Annotated in this window: 16 protein-coding genes, 1 other RNA gene and 7 pseudogenes; 12 read left to right on the top strand and 12 right to left on the bottom strand. The window is 65.9% G+C overall.

Going from position 1 to position 16,133, the window contains the following annotated elements; genetic code table 11:
- Positions 1 to 29: 29 nt before the first annotated feature.
- Positions 30 to 338 carry a hypothetical protein gene (locus tag ACFQJD_RS05900; protein WP_379796821.1) on the top strand — a complete coding sequence of 103 codons (309 nt, stop codon included), beginning with the start codon at positions 30 to 32 and terminating at the stop codon, positions 336 to 338.
- Between the two features lie 21 nt (positions 339 to 359).
- On the opposite strand, the pseudogene ACFQJD_RS05895 reads toward ACFQJD_RS05900, so the two are convergent.
- Positions 360 to 640 (bottom strand): annotated as a pseudogene (locus ACFQJD_RS05895) (transcriptional regulator).
- 81 nt (positions 641 to 721) lie between these two features.
- On the opposite strand from ACFQJD_RS05895, the pseudogene ACFQJD_RS05890 reads away from it, so the two are divergent.
- Positions 722 to 1,688, top strand: a pseudogene (locus tag ACFQJD_RS05890) (sugar phosphate nucleotidyltransferase).
- A 16-nt stretch (positions 1,689 to 1,704) separates the two neighbouring features.
- Here the strand turns inward: ACFQJD_RS05890 and ACFQJD_RS05885 are convergent.
- A pseudogene (locus ACFQJD_RS05885) lies at positions 1,705 to 2,414 on the bottom strand (diphthine--ammonia ligase).
- A 90-nt stretch (positions 2,415 to 2,504) separates the two neighbouring features.
- Here ACFQJD_RS05885 and ACFQJD_RS05880 point away from each other — a divergent pair.
- Positions 2,505 to 2,909, top strand: a complete 405-nt coding sequence (locus tag ACFQJD_RS05880; RefSeq protein ID WP_379796819.1) for a CBS domain-containing protein — start codon at positions 2,505 to 2,507, stop codon at positions 2,907 to 2,909.
- Here ACFQJD_RS05880 and ACFQJD_RS05875 read toward each other — a convergent pair whose 3' ends face one another.
- The 5 genes and pseudogenes from ACFQJD_RS05875 to purB all read right to left on the bottom strand — a co-directional run bounded on the left by ACFQJD_RS05875 (position 2,910) and on the right by purB (position 6,822).
- Positions 2,910 to 3,881, bottom strand: coding sequence for a phosphoadenosine phosphosulfate reductase family protein (locus ACFQJD_RS05875; protein ID WP_379796817.1), 972 nt, complete (start codon positions 3,879 to 3,881; stop codon positions 2,910 to 2,912).
- A gap of 89 nt (positions 3,882 to 3,970) precedes the next feature.
- Positions 3,971 to 4,195: a hypothetical protein gene (locus ACFQJD_RS05870; RefSeq protein ID WP_379796815.1), complete on the bottom strand. Its 225-nt coding sequence runs from the start codon at positions 4,193 to 4,195 to the stop codon at positions 3,971 to 3,973.
- A 161-nt stretch (positions 4,196 to 4,356) separates the two neighbouring features.
- A pseudogene (locus ACFQJD_RS05865) lies at positions 4,357 to 4,916 on the bottom strand (hypothetical protein).
- Positions 4,917 to 5,015: 99 nt separating this feature from the next.
- Positions 5,016 to 5,360, bottom strand: coding sequence for a glutaredoxin family protein (locus ACFQJD_RS05860; protein WP_379796813.1), 345 nt, complete (start codon positions 5,358 to 5,360; stop codon positions 5,016 to 5,018).
- An 85-nt stretch (positions 5,361 to 5,445) separates the two neighbouring features.
- Complete coding sequence (gene purB / locus ACFQJD_RS05855; protein ID WP_379796811.1) at positions 5,446 to 6,822, bottom strand: adenylosuccinate lyase; 1,377 nt, start codon at positions 6,820 to 6,822, stop codon at positions 5,446 to 5,448.
- Between the two features lie 165 nt (positions 6,823 to 6,987).
- On the opposite strand from purB, the pseudogene purH reads away from it, so the two are divergent.
- A pseudogene (gene purH / locus ACFQJD_RS05850) lies at positions 6,988 to 8,593 on the top strand (bifunctional phosphoribosylaminoimidazolecarboxamide formyltransferase/IMP cyclohydrolase).
- 199 nt (positions 8,594 to 8,792) lie between these two features.
- Complete coding sequence (locus tag ACFQJD_RS05845; protein ID WP_379796809.1) at positions 8,793 to 9,035, top strand: Sec-independent protein translocase subunit TatA/TatB; 243 nt, start codon at positions 8,793 to 8,795, stop codon at positions 9,033 to 9,035.
- 35 nt (positions 9,036 to 9,070) lie between these two features.
- On the opposite strand, the gene ffs is transcribed toward ACFQJD_RS05845, so the two are convergent.
- The 3 genes from ffs to ACFQJD_RS05830 all read right to left on the bottom strand — a co-directional run bounded on the left by ffs (position 9,071) and on the right by ACFQJD_RS05830 (position 9,847).
- An RNA gene (gene ffs / locus ACFQJD_RS05840) (signal recognition particle sRNA) lies at positions 9,071 to 9,380 on the bottom strand.
- Between the two features lie 60 nt (positions 9,381 to 9,440).
- Positions 9,441 to 9,710, bottom strand: coding sequence for a DUF7548 family protein (locus ACFQJD_RS05835; RefSeq protein ID WP_379796807.1), 270 nt, complete (start codon positions 9,708 to 9,710; stop codon positions 9,441 to 9,443).
- The gene (locus ACFQJD_RS05830) at positions 9,707 to 9,847 is read right to left on the bottom strand and encodes a DUF7548 family protein (protein WP_379796805.1); all 141 of its coding nucleotides are present in this window, start codon (positions 9,845 to 9,847) and stop codon (positions 9,707 to 9,709) included. The genes ACFQJD_RS05835 and ACFQJD_RS05830 overlap by 4 nt, the downstream gene beginning before the upstream one ends.
- Before the next feature lie 129 nt (positions 9,848 to 9,976).
- On the opposite strand from ACFQJD_RS05830, the pseudogene ACFQJD_RS05825 reads away from it, so the two are divergent.
- Both ACFQJD_RS05825 and ACFQJD_RS05820 read left to right on the top strand, forming a co-directional pair.
- Positions 9,977 to 11,127: pseudogene (locus tag ACFQJD_RS05825) on the top strand (thiolase C-terminal domain-containing protein).
- Positions 11,127 to 11,480, top strand: a complete 354-nt coding sequence (locus ACFQJD_RS05820) for an OB-fold domain-containing protein (protein WP_379800416.1) — start codon at positions 11,127 to 11,129, stop codon at positions 11,478 to 11,480. The pseudogene ACFQJD_RS05825 and the gene ACFQJD_RS05820 overlap by 1 nt, the downstream one beginning before the upstream one ends.
- Here the strand turns inward: ACFQJD_RS05820 and ACFQJD_RS05815 are convergent.
- A pseudogene (locus ACFQJD_RS05815) lies at positions 11,477 to 12,122 on the bottom strand (MaoC family dehydratase). The gene ACFQJD_RS05820 and the pseudogene ACFQJD_RS05815 overlap by 4 nt on opposite strands.
- A gap of 143 nt (positions 12,123 to 12,265) precedes the next feature.
- Between ACFQJD_RS05815 and ACFQJD_RS05810 the strand changes: the two are divergent.
- The 5 genes from ACFQJD_RS05810 to ACFQJD_RS05790 all read left to right on the top strand — a co-directional run bounded on the left by ACFQJD_RS05810 (position 12,266) and on the right by ACFQJD_RS05790 (position 15,379).
- Positions 12,266 to 12,565 (top strand): AbrB/MazE/SpoVT family DNA-binding domain-containing protein, encoded by a 300-nt coding sequence (locus ACFQJD_RS05810; RefSeq protein ID WP_379796803.1) that lies wholly within the window; start codon positions 12,266 to 12,268, stop codon positions 12,563 to 12,565.
- Positions 12,566 to 12,568: 3 nt separating this feature from the next.
- On the top strand, positions 12,569 to 13,039 hold the full coding sequence (locus ACFQJD_RS05805) for a hypothetical protein (protein ID WP_379796801.1): 471 nt from the start codon (positions 12,569 to 12,571) through the stop codon (positions 13,037 to 13,039).
- 36 nt (positions 13,040 to 13,075) lie between these two features.
- Positions 13,076 to 13,618, top strand: a complete 543-nt coding sequence (locus ACFQJD_RS05800) for a poly(R)-hydroxyalkanoic acid synthase subunit PhaE (protein WP_379796799.1) — start codon at positions 13,076 to 13,078, stop codon at positions 13,616 to 13,618.
- Positions 13,615 to 14,967: a PHA/PHB synthase family protein gene (locus tag ACFQJD_RS05795; RefSeq protein ID WP_379796797.1), complete on the top strand. Its 1,353-nt coding sequence runs from the start codon at positions 13,615 to 13,617 to the stop codon at positions 14,965 to 14,967. The genes ACFQJD_RS05800 and ACFQJD_RS05795 overlap by 4 nt, the downstream gene beginning before the upstream one ends.
- A gap of 253 nt (positions 14,968 to 15,220) precedes the next feature.
- A complete protein-coding gene (locus ACFQJD_RS05790) occupies positions 15,221 to 15,379 on the top strand; it encodes a helix-turn-helix domain-containing protein (protein ID WP_379796795.1) in 159 nt (52 codons plus the stop codon).
- 20 nt (positions 15,380 to 15,399) lie between these two features.
- Here the strand turns inward: ACFQJD_RS05790 and ACFQJD_RS05785 are convergent, their stop codons facing one another.
- The gene (locus tag ACFQJD_RS05785; RefSeq protein WP_379796793.1) at positions 15,400 to 15,999 is read right to left on the bottom strand and encodes a DUF7547 family protein; all 600 of its coding nucleotides are present in this window, start codon (positions 15,997 to 15,999) and stop codon (positions 15,400 to 15,402) included.
- Positions 16,000 to 16,133 lie beyond the last annotated feature (134 nt).

The raw sequence follows: 16,133 nt of genomic DNA, 5'->3' as shown, positions 1-16,133 counted from the left end.
CGGCCCAGTGCAACGACGACCCGCAGTCGGTGGCGGCGCTGCTCGCGGAGCGAGAGAGCGCGGGGCGACGGTCCGCAGACCGTTCGAGCGATCGACGCCGGCAGGAAGACGCCGGGACGCCCGCCGAACGCCGCCGGCGCGTCCGCGAGGCGTTCGGCGTTCCGGACCGTTTGCCCGACGGCGACGCAGAGCGCGCGGTGGCGTCCGCGCTCGATTCGCTCCTGTCGGAGGACTACGAGGCCGCGGCGGCGACGCTCTACGACGCCTTCGACCCGCTACGGGCCGCCGCGTGCCACCTCGAAGCCGACGCGCCCCGTGACGCGCCGGGCGACGACTGACGCCGCGGCCGGCGTCGCGAGTCACTCGATTTTGAACGCGGGCTCTTCGACGCGTTCGCTCTTGCAGTCGGGACAGCGCGACGGGTCGTTGATCGGGTCGTCGAAGCCGTCGAAGCCACACTCGCGGCAGGTCGGCGGCGCGACGAGGAACTGCTCGTCGGCGTCCGAGAGCGACCGGGCGACGTGCCGGAGGTGGTCGAGGACCACGCTCCGGGGACGCCGACCGTCGACGCGAGCGCGCTCGCCGTCGCCGCCTCCGCGCGGAGTTCGTCGGCGAGGCGCTGTCGGGTCGTCGATTCCATACGTGTCCTCGGGGGTGAGGGATCATCCGGCTTTCCATCCGATGCAAAAAGAACTTATCGACGTAGCGGGTCGAGCCAGTCATGAAGGCTATCGTCCTTGCGGGGGTACGCGACCCGTCTCTGGCCGATAACGAAACATCGGCCCAAGATGTTCCTCCCGGTCGGTGAGGAGACCGTCATCGACACCATCTTCGCGGACCTCGAAGCCGACGAGCGCATCTCCGAGGTGTTCGTCAGCACGAACGAACGCTTCGCGGAGGAGTTCGAGGAGTACCTCTCCGACAGCGCGTTCGAGAAGCCGACGCTCTCCGTCGAGGAGACCACCGCGGAGTCCGAGAAGTTCGGCGTCGTCGGCGCGCTCGCCCAGCTCATCGACCGCGAAGGCATCTCCGAGGATCTCGTGGTCGTCGCCGGCGACAACCTCATCAGTTTCGACATCTCCGATTTCGTCGACTTCTTCGAGGCGAGAGCGTCGCCGACGATCGCCGCCTACGACGTCGGATCGAAAGACCGCGCCCGGTCGTACGGCCTGGTCCAACTCGACGACGACAGGGTCGTCGACTTTCAGGAGAAACCGGACGACCCCCAGAGCACGCTCGTCTCCATCGCCTGCTACGCGTTCCCCGCCGAGACGCTCCCCCTGTTCGAGCGGTATCTCGACGCCGGCGAGAATCCCGACGAACCCGGCTGGTTCGTCCAGTGGCTCCAGCCGCGAGAAGATGTCTACGCGTTCACCTTCGACGGCGCGTGGTTCGACATCGGGACGCCCGAGAGCTACCTCGACGCCGTCGCGTGGTATCTCGACGGCGACGCGCACGTCGCGACGGACGTCACGCTCGAAAACGCGACGCTCGGCGACAACGTCCACGTGATGACCGGCGCGGAGATCGTCGACTCGACGGTCGATCACTCCGTGATCTTCCCCGACGTGACCATCCGGAACTCGGACATCCGGCGGACCATCGTCGACGAGGAGACCACGCTCGAAAACCTCGACCTCGCGGACGCCCTCATCGGGGCGCACTCGACGGTGACCAACGGGGAGTGAATCGGTCGCGACGAACCTATCCGAGTCGGGCGTCGGTGACGTCGAGATATCCTCGCGTTCCCTCCCAGACCGTCTCGTAGGAGAGGTCGATGGGGCGGTCCATGTGCGGCGCGTCGGTCACCAGCGTCTCGAACTCGCCCCCTCGCCGAGGAGGTGGACGCCGTACGTTTCGTTGAGCGCTTCGAGGTCAGACAGGGCGTCGGCGTCGAGGGTGCGGCCGAGCCACGACTCGTCGAGACCGGCCGCCGCCACCTGAACGATCGTAATCTCGAAGCCGGCGTCGAGCATCTCGTCGGCGAGCGTTCGCGGGTCGCGTTGCCAGAGCGGCGCGAACAGGTCGACGCCGAGGCGGTCGCACATCGCCTCGATACGGGAGGTCTGGTACTCGCTCTCGACGGCCCCGGCGGTGACGCCCGCGAGGGGGACGTCGAGATTCCGGAGGGCGGCCTCCAGCGGTTCGAGTTCGGCGTCTCCCTGCGCGCCCGAATCCGTCACGTCGCCGGCCTCGAAGTCGTCGGGTTCGATTTCGACGAGGTCGATGCCGACGCTCTCGGCGGCGAGGCGGGCCAGCCGCGTCGCCGGGACGTGGAACATGTAGGAATCACCGGCCGGATGAACGGTCACCAGCCGAGTCACGTTCAGATCGCGTTCGAGCGCCCGGTAGAGCGCCCACGACGAATCCTTGCCGCCGGAGAAGAGGCTCGCCCACGCTCGCTCGTCTGTCATCGGTCTCCGTACGCAGTGTGGGGGTTTACGGGCTACGGTCGAGAAGTCGCCGACGACAACCCTTATGGAACGCCCACGATACTCACTGCCATGGAAGACGTTTTCGTCGCACGACTGATGTCCACCTCGATCTACACGGTGTCGCCGGACACGCTCGTGGAGGACGCGGCACGGGAGATGCTGGAAAACGAAATCGGATCGGTCGTCGTCGTGGACGAGGCGGGCGAGACCGAAGGGATCCTGACGACTACGGACTTCGTCCGGATCGTCGCCGAACGCAAGCCCAAGGACCGCACGCCCGTCTCGACGTACATGAGCACGGACGTCGTCACGGTGACCGCACAGGACACCGCCCGGGAGGCGGCGGACGTGATGATCGCGCACGGCTTTCACCACCTCCCCGTCGTCGACGAGACGGAGGGGCTCATCGGCATGGTGACGACGACCGACCTCACGGGCTATCTCTCCGACGCCGAGTCGCCGTCCCCCGAGTGACTACATGTAGCCGAGGTCGCGCAGGCGCTCCATCAGATCCTCTTTGTCCTGCGCGCGGCCGGCGCGTTCGACGGTGTTGTCGAGGTCCTGCAGCCACGCGGGCACGTCGTCGGACTTCTCGGTGCTGATCTCGCTCCCGAGCGACCGGAACCCGGCGAAATACTTGGGGCTCACGGGGACGTCCTCCTGCGTGAGGCCGTTCGGCAGGTCGTCCGCGCCCGTCGGCACGTAGCCGTCGTCCGGGAACTCGTCGACGGTGTCGGGGACGACGTAGTTCCAGAAGGCGTCCCAGACGTCGGCTTCGGCGAACTGGAGGATGGGCTGGATGCGGTCGTGGGGCGGGTAGATGTCCGGGTCGTGGCGCGGACTGAAGAACGTCTCGTCGGCGCGGGCCTCCTGTTCGTCCCACCGAACGCCCGAGATGACGCCGTCGATGTCGTGGGTTTCGAGGGCGTCGTTCAGGGCGACGGTCTTCAGGAGGTGATTGCCGACGTAGGTGTCGAGCAGGAACGGGAACGTGTCGTCCTCGTACTCCAGAATCTCGCGGACGTGGTGCCGATTGTGGTCCGAGAGGTCGGCGACGGGTATCTGGTCACCGGGTTCGAGGCCGTGTTCCTCGACGTACTCGCCGACGTCGTCGTTGCGGGCGTAGATCACGTCCAACCCCCACTCGTCGGCCCAGCGATCGACGAAGTCGTGGATGGCGTCGAAATGCTGGAAGTGGTCGATGAAGACCGCGGGCGGGAGTTCGTAGCCGAACTGCTCGGCCACCTCCTTGATGAAATAGAGCGTGAGCGTCGAGTCCTTGCCGCCGGTCCACATCACCGCGGGACTGCGGTACTGTTCGAGACCGATGCGCGTCACCTCGATCGCTTTCTCGATTTTGTCTTCGAGCGTCGGATACGTCTCGGGCGTCTCGCCCTCGCCGTCGGTGTAGTCGACGTCGAGGTAGTCGGGGAAGTCCTCGCTCATCGTGTAATTAGATCTAATTAGCGGCGTAAAGTGTTTTTGGAGTTCCGACGGCTGGCGTCGGGGCGGTTACGACGCCGAACGGAACCGCTTCAGGGCCACGCGAACGCCGATTGCAGCGAGCCACAGGACCGGACGGGGAATCGACGAGATGGTCTCTCGTGTCTCCCTGACGAGGCTCGCCGACGTGGGTCCCTGATCCCGAGAATCCCCATCAACACGTCTAAGCCGTAGAGGACGGCTCGCCGAAGGAATCCGACGACGGCGATCGTCGCGGCGGTCACCTTCAGTTTCTCGGTGAACGGTGATTCCCGCATCCAGTCGGAAATCCGTGACCGGGGGTCAGAAATGTCAGGAATGTAACCTTGAACTGCTAATAGCTGCTTCGGTTCCCGGAGCGGCCGATCGTCGGAAGTGAGGACTCTACGGGAGGAACTGCCGGAAAACGACCCACGGTGCCGAGCGTCGAGAATCGACCTTAGCTGATGAACTTGTTGTCGCGCCAGTTGACGCCGTTACCGCCGTTCCCGTCGTGCTGAGGGTTCTCGACGACTTCGATAGACGCCGGTCGGTCCTCCCCTTCGACGATGCGGCGGGCCTTCAGATCGCCGTCGTCTTCGACGATGGCGGTCAGCGCGCCTTTCTCCGCCAGCAGCGCGATGTCACAGAGGACCTCGAACATCGGGTACTGGAGGGCGGTGTTCTGGAGCACCGTCTCGCGGTCGCCTTTGAAACAGGCGAACTCGACGAGTTCGGAGGGAATCTCTTCTTCCTCTTCGTCCCACGGACCGCCGGCGCGCGGCGGTTCCTCCTCGTAGACGCGGGTCTCGGTGACGCTCGCTTTCAACTGCGCAGTCGGCGTGTACTTGCTGAGGTTGCCGTCGGCGGCGACGGCTTTCAGGATGAGGGTGTTGTTCCGTCGAGTGACGTCGACGTCTTGAATCTCCGAGGGAGTTCCGGATCGTCGTCGAAGTATGTCTGGACGTCTTCGAGTGGCAATTCCAGCGTCGAATGGAGTCGATATACGCGGCCTGACATAATTACTGGTGAACGTGGCGCGACTGCACCCGTCTACTTGGTGGTACGGGTCGTGTACTTATATGACCTACTCTTTCCTTCATCGTCACGACACGACGGTCAGTCGTCCGTGAGCGTCGCTTCGAGTTCGCCGCGCTCGTCGAGTTCGGCGAGGACGTCGCTCCCGCCGACGAACTCGCCGTCGACGTAGGTCTGGGGAATCGTCTCCCACCCGCTGTGGGATTCGAGGGCGGCCCGGTACTCCGGCAAGGCGGGCAGGACGTCCATGGTTTCGAACTCCGAGACGTACTGGCCGATGAGGTCGAGGGCCTTCTGTGAGTAGCCACACTGGGGCATCAGCCGATTACCTTTCATGAAGAGCACCACGTCGTTGGCGTCGATGGCCTCGTCGACGCGTTCCTGGACCTCTTCCTGGTCGAGTTCGTTTCCGGGCTGGAACGTCATATCCCTACGTACGGGAGGCCGACGGATATGGATTGCGACGCGCGCCCGCCGCCGTTCGCGGGGGTCGTCGTACGCCGTCGGCGGTTCAGAGGTCGTCGACGAGATCGGCGGCGACGCCCGTGTAGTCCGCCGGCGTCAACGCCCGGAGTTCCTCGCGCACCGACTCGTCCACGTCGAGGTCGGCAAAGAGGTCACGAAAGTCGTCGAGGGTCGTCCGCTGACCGCGGGAGAGGGCCTTGACGCGTTCGTAGGCCTCGGTGTCGCCCTCGCGCCGGAGGATGGTCTGGACCGCTTCGCCGATGATCTCGGGATTGGCTTCCAGTTCCTCGCGCATGACCGTCCCGTTCGGGACGACTTTTCCGAGGCCGATTTCGGCCTTCCGGTAGCCGATGAGACAGTGCGCGAGCGCGGCCCCGACGTTCCGCTTCACCGTCGAATCCGAGAGGTCGCGCTGGAGGCGGGACGTGGTGACGTAATCGGCGAGAAAGACGAGGTCGGAATTGGCCTTCGAGAGGTTGCCCTCGCTGTTCTCGAAGTCGATGGGGTTGACCTTGTGGGGCATCGTCGACGACCCCGTCTCACCTTCCACCGTTTCCTGCCCGAGATAGCGGTCGGAGACGTAGAGCCACGCGTCGCGGTCCAGATCGAGGAGGACGTTGTTGACGCCGCGGAGAGCGTCGAACAGGGTGGCCAGGTCGTCACAGGGGTTGACCTGCGTGGCGAGGGGCGTGTGGTCGAGGCCGAGACTGGTGACGAACTCGCGGGCGAACGCGCGCCAGTCCACGTCGGGGTAGGCGGCGACGTGGGCCGCGTAGGTTCCGCTCGCGCCCGCGAGTTTGCCCGAGAGCCCGTCGGCGGCGTCGCGGACGCGACCCATCGCCCGGCCGAGGCGGGCGGCGACGACGGCCATCTCCTTGCCGAACGTCGTCGGCGTCGCGGGTTGGCCGTGCGTGCGCGCGAGCATGGGCGTGTCGCGGTAGTCGCGCGCGAGGGTCGCGAGCTCGTCGCGCACGTCCGCGATAGCGGGGAGGAGGACGTCCTCGACGGCCGGTTTGACGAGCAGTCGGTGGGCGAGGTTGTTCACGTCCTCGCTCGTGAGGCCGAAATGGATCCACGGGTGGAGCGACTGCTCACACTCCGTGCGGACGAAATACTCGACGGCCTTGACGTCGTGGTTAGTCGCCGCGAAGCCCCGAGCGCCCTCGGTTTCGAGGCGCTTGATCAGGTCGGCGTCGTCGGCGTCGAACTCCTCGTAGCAGGCACGAAGCGAGGCGCGTTCGTCGGGGTCGACGGCGACGGGCGTCGCGTCGAGGTCGGCGAGCGCGAGCAGGTATTCGACTTCGACGCGGACGCGGGCGCGCATGAGCGCGCCTTCGCTCGCGTACGGCACGAGCGGCTCGGTGTAACGCGCGTAGCGACCGTCCAGCGGTGAGACGGCGTGCAGGGAGCCACGGTCGGTCATGTCTCCGACTGCGGCGACTGTCCCCAAGAGCGTGTCGGTCCGAAGCCACGTCCGTGCATATCAGAGTCGAATATGATCGCCTACGCGGGGGATATAGCCACACTCGTGTATATCGAGGTCGCGGCGAACACAATACATTTGAGAGTGGCGTGCGCGACACCGACTATGAAGCTAGCCGGCATGGCCTCGAATCGCGGCCGGAACCTGATGCACATCGCCGACCTGTCTCCCGGCGACGTCGAACTCGCCGTCGTCCTCACGAACGCCGCGGACGCGCCCGTCGTCGAGGAGGCGGAAAAGCGCGGCGTACCGACGGAGACGGTCGTTCGCGAGGAAAGCGAGAGCCGGGCGGCCCACGAACGGCGAGTCGTCGACGCCCTCGACGCGTACGACTTCGACCTGGTCTGTCTCGACGGCTACATGCGCATCCTCTCGGAGACGTTCCTCGATTCGATGCCGACGACGCTGAACGTCCACCCCTCTCTCCTCCCCTCGTTCCCGGGGACGGACGCGTGGGGCGACGCCCTCGACACCGGCGTCGCGGTGTCCGGATGTACTGTCCACGTCGTCACCGACGCCACCGACGACGAGGCCAACGTCGTCGAGGCGGACGTCGACGGCGGCCCCGTCGTCACGCAGGAAGCCGTCCCCGTCTACGAGGGCGACACCCGCGAGGACCTGCAGGACCGCATCCTCTACGAGGGGAGTTCCGAGCGTACCCGCGAGCGGTCCGCTGGTTCGCCGACGGGGCCGTCACAGTCGAGGGCGACACCGTCACCGTCGACGGCGACGCCGGCGGGGCGTTCCCCGACCGGCGCGTCCTCTCGGACGACAAGGCCGACGAACTCCGCTACGGCGAGAACCCGCATCAGGACGCCGCAGTCTACCGAGACGCCACCTGCGACGAGGCGAGCGTCGTCCACGCCGACCAGTTGAACGAGGGGGCGAAGGCGCTCTCGTACAACAACTACAACGACGCCGACGGTGCCCTGAACCTCATCAAGGAGTTCGACGACCCCGCGGCGGCGGTCATCAAACACACCAACCCCGCCGGCTGCGCCACCGCCGACACCCTCGCGGCGGCGTACGACCGGGCGCTCGCGACGGACCCGATGAGCGCGTTCGGCGGCATCGTCGCCCTCAACCGCGCGTGCGACGCCGACACCGCCGAACTCGTCGTCGACTCGTTCAAGGAAGTCGTCGTCGCCCCGGGCTACACCGACGACGCCCTCGACGTCCTGACGGGGAGAAGAACCTCCGGGTGCTCTCGGTCGGCGAACTCGGCGATCGGACGGAGCCGCTGACCGAGAAGCCGCTGGTCGGCGGCCGACTCGTCCAGGAACGCGACCTGTGGGCACCCGACGTCGACGACCTCGAAGTCGTCACCGAACGCGAACCCACCGACGAGCAGCTGGAGACGATGCTGTTCGCCTGGCGCGTCCTCAAACACGTCAAATCCAACGGCATCCTCCTCGCCGACGGGACGGAGACGGTGGGCATCGGCATGGGGCAGGTCAGCCGCGTCGACGCCGTCCGTCTCGCGGCCATGAAAGCCGACGAACACGCCGAAGGCAAGGACGCCGAGGGCGCGGTCATGGCCTCGGACGCCTTCTTCCCGTTCCCGGACGGCATCGAGGAGGCGGCGGAGGCGGGCATCGAAGCGGTCGTCCAGCCCGGCGGGTCGGTGAACGACGACGACGTCGTCGAAGCGGCGAACGAACACGGGATGGCGATGGCGTTCACCGGCCGGCGGTGTTTCCGGCACGACTAGTGGCGGAAACTCGAAGCGCGAGTGTTAGCAAGGACGCAGAACGTTTCATATCGTATAGGTATGGACTCCGTACGGGCCGCTACGGACGGCGTATATTTCCGAAAATCGGGAGACTAAGCCCACTTCGTGAGCCACCTGTCACTGAACAAAGATATCATAGAGAGATTGATATAATGGGGAAGCGTACGGGGTGGCGTTCATGGTACACGTACTTCTGTTTCCGGGAATCCCCGGCGGCATCGAGCTGATGGTCGTCCTCCTCATCGTGGTCCTGTTGTTCGGGGCGAACAAGGTCCCCAAACTGGCGCGGTCGTCGGGTCAGGCGATGGGGGAGTTCAGGCGCGGACGACAGGATGTCGAACGCGAAATCCGGGAATCGACGGCCCGGCCGAGTGCCGACGCCGTTACGGACGCCGACGTCGAAGCGGAACTGGTCCGATAGCGCCGTCGCTGGCCAGTCTACTGTTCGAAGTATGAATGTGGACGGCGGGTTTGCCCGGCGTTCCGGCGCGGGGAATCCCGGTTGCCTCCTCCACCCCGCGGCCCTTCGAGCGACGCACGTTCGGCGGTCCGCTGCTCGCTTCCGCGCCTGGCGGGGTACCACCGACGAATCGTGGCGGGGCGTCCCTGCGGACGCGTACCACGAACCGCTGTCCCCGAAGGACGAGGTTTCTACGTTGGCTCCCGGGGCCCGCACCGGTCTGACCGGACGCCCCCGAGTTCGGTCCCCGCTAAAGACCATATCGCGGGTAACGAGCAGGGCCTAACTGCCCGACCTAGTCCACTCCATCCTACTCCGTTGGCTCATAAGGGCCTTTCGACTTTTCACGAAATCGCACGATGGCTCTCAGACGACGGCACGGGCGTAGACGGCGGCGGCGACGCCGACGACGGCCGTCGAGGCGACGAGATACCAGCGGTGGTCGGTGATCCACGACCCGGGGTAGCCGTAGACGGCGTCGAGGGAGACGGTCGAGGCCCACGCGACGGCGACGGCGACCATGGCGACGCCGAGGACGAGCGCGAGACCGGCGGCGACGTCGGGATCCGTGCGACCTCGAACCGCCGCGAGAAAGACGACGACACCAAGGAGGGCGAAAAAGACGACGGCCGTCACACCGACGGGGCCGGCGGCGTAGTACCGCCCGAGTTCGGCCCCCAGCCCGACGCGGCTACGTAGGGCGCGGCGAACGTGAGCACGACCGCGAGGCAGCCGGCGATGCCGGCGATCGGCGCGGCGCGTTCGAGTTCCATAGCGGCCACTGTATCGCCGGTCGGGATAACGGTTGTGACAACCGACGAGCGGCAGTGGGTGGCTCCGCCGTCCGGGAGCTGTCGTGCCGCAAGGGTAAACGGTAAAGCGGAGGAATACGCGCTTGGATTATGGAGAACGTAGCGATAATCGGCGCTTCGATGACCCAGTTCGGCCAGCGAGACAGCTGGGTCCGCGAGTTGCTCGCGGAGGCAGGGACGGCGTGTCTCGACGACGCGGGCGTCGCGCCCGACGCTGTCGAGCATCTGTACGTCTCGAACATGGCCAGCGGAGAGTTCGAAGGACAGACCGGCGTCCCGAACGCCCTCGCTCACGACCTCTCGGCGGTGCCGGCGTACACGGCCCGCATCGACCAGACGAGTTCGAGCGGCAGCGCGGGCGTCTACCACGCGTGGCAGTCGGTCGCGAGCGGGTCGAGCGACATGACGTTGCTCGTCGGCGGCGAGAAGATGACCCACAAGACGACGGCCGAGGCGACGGACGTCATCGCGTCGCTCACGCATCCGGTAGAGTACAAACAGGGCGTCACCCTGCCGAGTTTCGCCGGCCTGACGGCGCGACTCTACCTCGATACGTACGACGCGCCCCGCGAGAGCCTCGGCAAAGTCGCCGTCAAGAACCACAAGAACGGCGTGGACAACCCCAAAGCGCAGTTCCAGAAGGAGGTGGATCTGGAGACGGTGCTGGAGTCGCCGATCGTCGCAGACCCCCTGCGACTGTACGACTTCTGTCCCATCACCGACGGCAGCGCGGCGCTGATGTTCTGTCCCGAGTCCGTCGCCAAGGAGTACGCCGACGACTACGTGCTCGTCTCCGGCGTCGGCGGTGCGACGGACACGCACGTCGTCCACGAACGCGCGGACCCGACGACGATGCGCGGCGTCGTCGAATCGAGCGACCAGGCCTACGAGATGTCGGGCTACGGTCCCGACGACATCGACGTGGCCGAACTCCACGACATGTTCACCATCCTCGAGTTCCTCCAGAGCGAGGACCTCGGCTTCTTCGAGAAGGGCGAGGGATGGAAGGCAGTCGAGGAGGAGTCACCGACCGCGACGGCGAGTTGCCGATCAACACCTCGGGCGGTCTGAAGTCGAAAGGTCATCCGCTCGGTGCCAGCGGCGTCGCACAGGCGGTCGAAATCTACGAACAACTGCAGGGCGAGGCCGGCCCCCGGCAGGTCGACGCCGAGGTCGGTCTGACCTGTAACGTGGGCGGCTTCGGCAACTGCGTCATCACCACCATACTGGAGCAAGCATGATGGAAGCATACCGCTACTCTGACGGGAGCATCACCTACCCCGGCCACGACATCGGGCCGGACGGCAGCGAACCGGTCGACACGGTCGATCTGAGCGAGTACACGGCCGAGGTCGTCACGTGGACGAGGAGCACGGCGACGCCGCCGGGCGTGCGCGCGCCGAACACGCTCGCCATCGTCGAGTTCGACGTCGACGGCGAGCCCGTTCGCGCCATCGGTCAGGTGACGACAGAGGAGATCGAGATCGGCGACAAGATCCGACCGGTCTACGTGGACGAACTCCGCGAACCCGGAGCGGGCATCCGCGAACCCGAGAGCCAGGAGTGGGACGGCTACCGGTTCGAACCGGTTTAGGCCTCTTCCTCGGCCCGGCCGTCGATGAGGACGATGGCCTCGCCGTCGATGACTGCGTCGCCCGCCTCGTTCTCGACGACGGTCGTGAGCCGGTAACGGCCGTCGCCAAGGTCTTCGACGACCTCGCAGACGGCGGTCACCGTCTCGCCGACGTCGACGGGCTGGAGAAACTGCAGGTCCTGGGAGAGATACACCGTCATACCGCCGGGGAGGCGCGCGAGTGCGGCGCTGATGAGTCCCGAGACGAGCGTCCCGTGGACGATCTGCCGGCCGAACCGCGTCTCCTCGGCGAACTCCGGATCGAGGTGGAGCCGGTTCGTGTCGCCGCTGACGCGGGCGAACTGTGCGACTTCCTCCTCGGTCAGTTGCTTCGTGAACCGGACGGTGTCGCCGACGGAGACTTCCCCGGGACGTCCGTCGTGCGCTCGACGTCCCACTCCGGCGTCGAGTACGCTGCTCGGGCGTCTCCGCAGGCTGGCGCTTTCCGCTCTCACCGTTGGCGACGGCGGGGAAGAACGGGTTCGCTTCGAAAAACCCCTTGTACAGGTGGCCGACGCTGTTCGAGAAGTGTTTCCCGGATTCCATCCACGCCTCGGTGACCGCCTGCATCGAGGACGCGGTGGATCGCGATTGATCGCCCATATTGCGATGATTGTTAGCCATGGTCGTAATGAGTGTGTCGCTTCGGGTGTATTCCTGGCCCATTCCACTGAATGTCATTGAATGGAATTAGATGGCATCGAAAGTAAAGCTTATGCAGGTGGGGCCCATCGTATCGGGCAAGGATGACGAACGACGACGAGTCACCGATGTGGTCACCGGCCGCGTTCACGAAGCAGATGCAGGAGGCGAGCGAGGACGCGTTCCAGCAGCAGCTCGAACTCTTCAAACAGTCCACGTCGGGTGGCGGGTTCGGCGGCTTCTCCCAGCTCGGTGCGATGAGCATGGGAACGGCGGTGTTCAAAACTCGCGTCCAGAGCGGCGGCCGCATCAGCATCCCTGACGCCGAGCGCGAGGCCGTCGGCATCGAGGAAGGCGACATCGTGCAGACGATCGTCATCCCAGTCAAACGAAACAACGAGTGAGCTATGAGTGCTAACAACCCCTTCACGTCGGCGTTCGAGATGCAGCGAACGATGATAGACCAGAGCCAGCGAGCCATCGAGGCGTCCCTCAAGACCCAGCGGGTCGCGACGGACACGTTCTTCGACGGCGTCGAGACGACCAAATCCCTCCAGAAGAGCGGTCTGACGCTCTCGAAGCGCGCCGTCGAGACCTACCTCGACGGCCTCGGAACGGTCCTCCCGGAGGAGTCCGTCAAGGAACTCCGCGTCGCCGTCGACGAACAGTACGAAGCGGTCGACGAACTCCACGAGGACGCCTGGAGCGCGGTGCTGGAGAGCCTCGAAGAGGCCGAGAACTCCTTCGACGAACTGAGCGAGGCGCAACTCCAGATGGTCGAAGACGGCTTCGAGGCGATGCTGGAGATGCAGTCCGACGCCGAGCAGACCGCGGAGGAGGCCGTGGAAACTGCCGAGCGACTGACCGAATCCGCCTGAGCGCGGGTTTTTTGCCGTACACCTGCTATTTCAACCATGGTTAACGACGCGAGTTCCGCGTTCGACGGGGAGATGGAGTCGTTCGTAGAGCGCATGACCGAGACGTACATGAACGCAATCGACCAGAACCTCGACGCCCAGCCGAAACTGATGGAGGCGTGGATGGACGCCACCGAGGAGAACCTCTCCGAAGAGAACGTCCGCGAGAGCTACGAGGGATCGCTACAGGCCTACGAGGCGTGGATGAACGCGGCGGAGCGTTCGTTCGACCGCCTCGGCGACGCGCTGGAAGGCGAGGAGGTCGACGCCGCGGAGTTCCGCGACATCTGGCTCGCGTCGGCGAACGAGGCGTTCAAGGAGACGATGGCGACGACGGCGTTCGCCGCCGCGACGGGCCAGTCCGTCGAGGAGGCGCTGAACGCCCAGCAGCAGGTCGAGGAGATGACCGAGGAGTCGCTGCACGCCGTCGGCTTCGCGACGGTGGGCGACGTCCGCGAAGTCGGCGAACGACTGGTCGAACTCGAGCGCCGCACGCACGCCATCGAATCCAAACTCGACCGACTGTTAGAGGAGCGATGAACCCCCTCACGTTCCCGTTCGACGCACAGCGCCGGATGGTCGAACAGGCGACGGAACACGTCGACCGCGCGAAAGTAGCGCCGGACCGCCTCGAAGACCTCACGGAGGTCGGCGTCGGCGAGACGCCGAGCGACGTCGTCTACGAGGAGAACAAACTGAAACTGCTCCACTACGAACCGATGACCGACGAGCAGTACGACGTCCCCATCCTCTTTACCTACGCGCTCATCAACCGGCCGTACATCCTCGACCTCCAGCCGAACCGGAGCGTGGTCCGGCGGATGCTCGAAGCCGGCTTCGACGTCTACCTCATCGACTGGGGCGAGCCCTCGAATCTCGACGCGTCGCTGTCGCTGTACGACTACGTCGAGCGCTACATCGACAACTGCGTCGACGAGGTCCGCGAGCGTTCGGGCGTCGACGCCATCAACGTCCTCGGCTACTGCATGGGCGGGACGATGAGCGTCATGCACGCCGCACTCCACCCGGAGAAGGTGCGGAACCTCGGCCTGATGGCGGCCGGGCTCTGTTTCGAGGGGACCGGCGGCATCCTCGAACTGTGGGGCGACGAGGACTACTACAGCCCGGAGACGGTCGCCGAGACGTTCGGAACCGTTCCTTCGGAGTTCTTGGACGTCGGCTTCGCCCTGATGGACCCGGTCCACAACTACGTCACGAAGTACGCCAACCTCTACGACAACTTGGAGGACGAGGCGTTCGTGGAGAACTTCGCCCGGATGGAGAAGTGGCTCAACGACGGCGTCGACCTGGCCGGCGTTGCCTACCGCGAGTTCCTCGAGGACATCTACCAGGAGAACAAGCTCTACGAGAACGAACTCTACGTCGGCGACGAACGCGTCGACCTGGGGAACCTCACCATGCCGGTGTTACAGGTCGTCGGCGAGTACGACCACCTCATCCCGCCGGACGCGAGCAAGCCGTTCAACGAGGCCGTCGGCAGCGACGACACCGAGATCATGGAGTACAGCACGGGTCACATCGGGCTCTCGGTCTCGCGGTCGGCACACGAGAACCTCTGGCCGGAGGTCGCCCAGTGGTACGCCGACCGGTCGTCGATCGAGACGGAGCCCGAGGAGGTCGAAGCGGAGGCCCTGACGGAGGCCGTCGCCGTCGAGGCCGAGGACGTCGCCGTCGAGGCCGAGGAGATCCAGGACCTCGAAGTCGTCCACGGCGTCGGAGCCGCCTACGCGGAACGGCTCTACGACGCCGGCGTCAGGTCGCTCGCCGACCTCGCCGACGCTGACCCCGCCGACCTCGCGTCCCGAATCGACGTGTCCGAGTCCCGCGTCCGCGAGTGGGTCGACGAAGCGATCGAACTGACGTCGTAGTCGCCGCCCCGTCCGGGCCAGCGACGAGTCGTCCGACGGTACCAGCGGCTCCCGCCGTGAACTGACCGTCTCGCGGGCGTGTTTCACTAAGGACATATAATCACAATATTACAATATACCGAATATGCACCATATATGGGCCACGCTTATTACTTAGAACTCCAACATTTCAGGTAGCCATGAGCGCGACGGAATCCACCCGAACGCAGAGTCGTACCCCGCCCGCCGAACTCGTGTCGGCCGAATCGAAGCAGTGTACTTCTACCTCCGGTCGTGTGAGAGCGCGACCGTCGACGACCTGCACGAGTCGCTCGGCATGAAGAAGATAACCATCTACCCCGTCCTCGACAGTCTCCGCGGACGCGGCCTGGTCGCCCGCGACGGGCAGTCGTTCCGCGCGACTGCGGCCTGAACGCCGCCCTCCGTCTCAGTTCACTCGTCGGCGTCGTCGCCGCGGATCTCGTCCCGTATCGAGTCGAGTTCCGACGTCACGTCGACGTCCGAGGAACTGGTCGAATCCGCGACGTCGGCCGTCGAACCGCCGTCTTCGCCCGCCTCGCGCACGTCGACGCCCGCGTCCGAGGACGGTTCGCCCGCGCCACGCCGGGCGTCGTCGAGTCGCGCCTCGACGTCGGCCGCGAGGTCGCGCGCGTCGGTGACGAGTTCGCGCGCGGCCGGATCGTCGGGCAGGTCCGCACCTTCGAGCGCCGACCGGAGGTCAGAGAGTGCGCGCCCGACCGTCGCTCTCGCACCGGGCGGGAGCTCGCGCGCCCGGTCGTCCGTCGCCGCCGGATCGGCGAGACGGAGCAGTCCCCGGACGAGTTCGAGCGCCTCGATCGTCGCCTCCAGCGTCGCGACGAGCGTCGGGAGGGTGTGTGACTCCGTGAACCGGAGGAGTTCGAGCGGCGACGGCGGACGGGGTCGCCGCCGCCGGGGCCTTCCCGGTCGATCCCCGTCCAGCTCCTCGCGCAGCGCGTCGAGGGTCCGTTCGAGTTCGTCCAGTTGCGTTCGCAGGTCGTCCTCGGCGGTCATGGATACCGGGGGTAGGCGGCGCGACCACCTAACTCCCGCGGCGCGGTCGGTCAGCCGATCCCACCGGATACCGGCGCCTGCCGCTGGGCGGCGTCCGGGGTTGGACAGAAGGGAAACGCTCTTTTGGTCGTCAC

This window comes from Haloplanus sp. GCM10025708 (assembly GCF_042663985.1).
Lineage (GTDB): Archaea > Halobacteriota > Halobacteria > Halobacteriales > Haloferacaceae > Salinirarus > Salinirarus marinus.
Note: the sequence above shows the minus strand (reverse complement) of the source record. Positions and strands in the feature narration are given on the sequence as shown.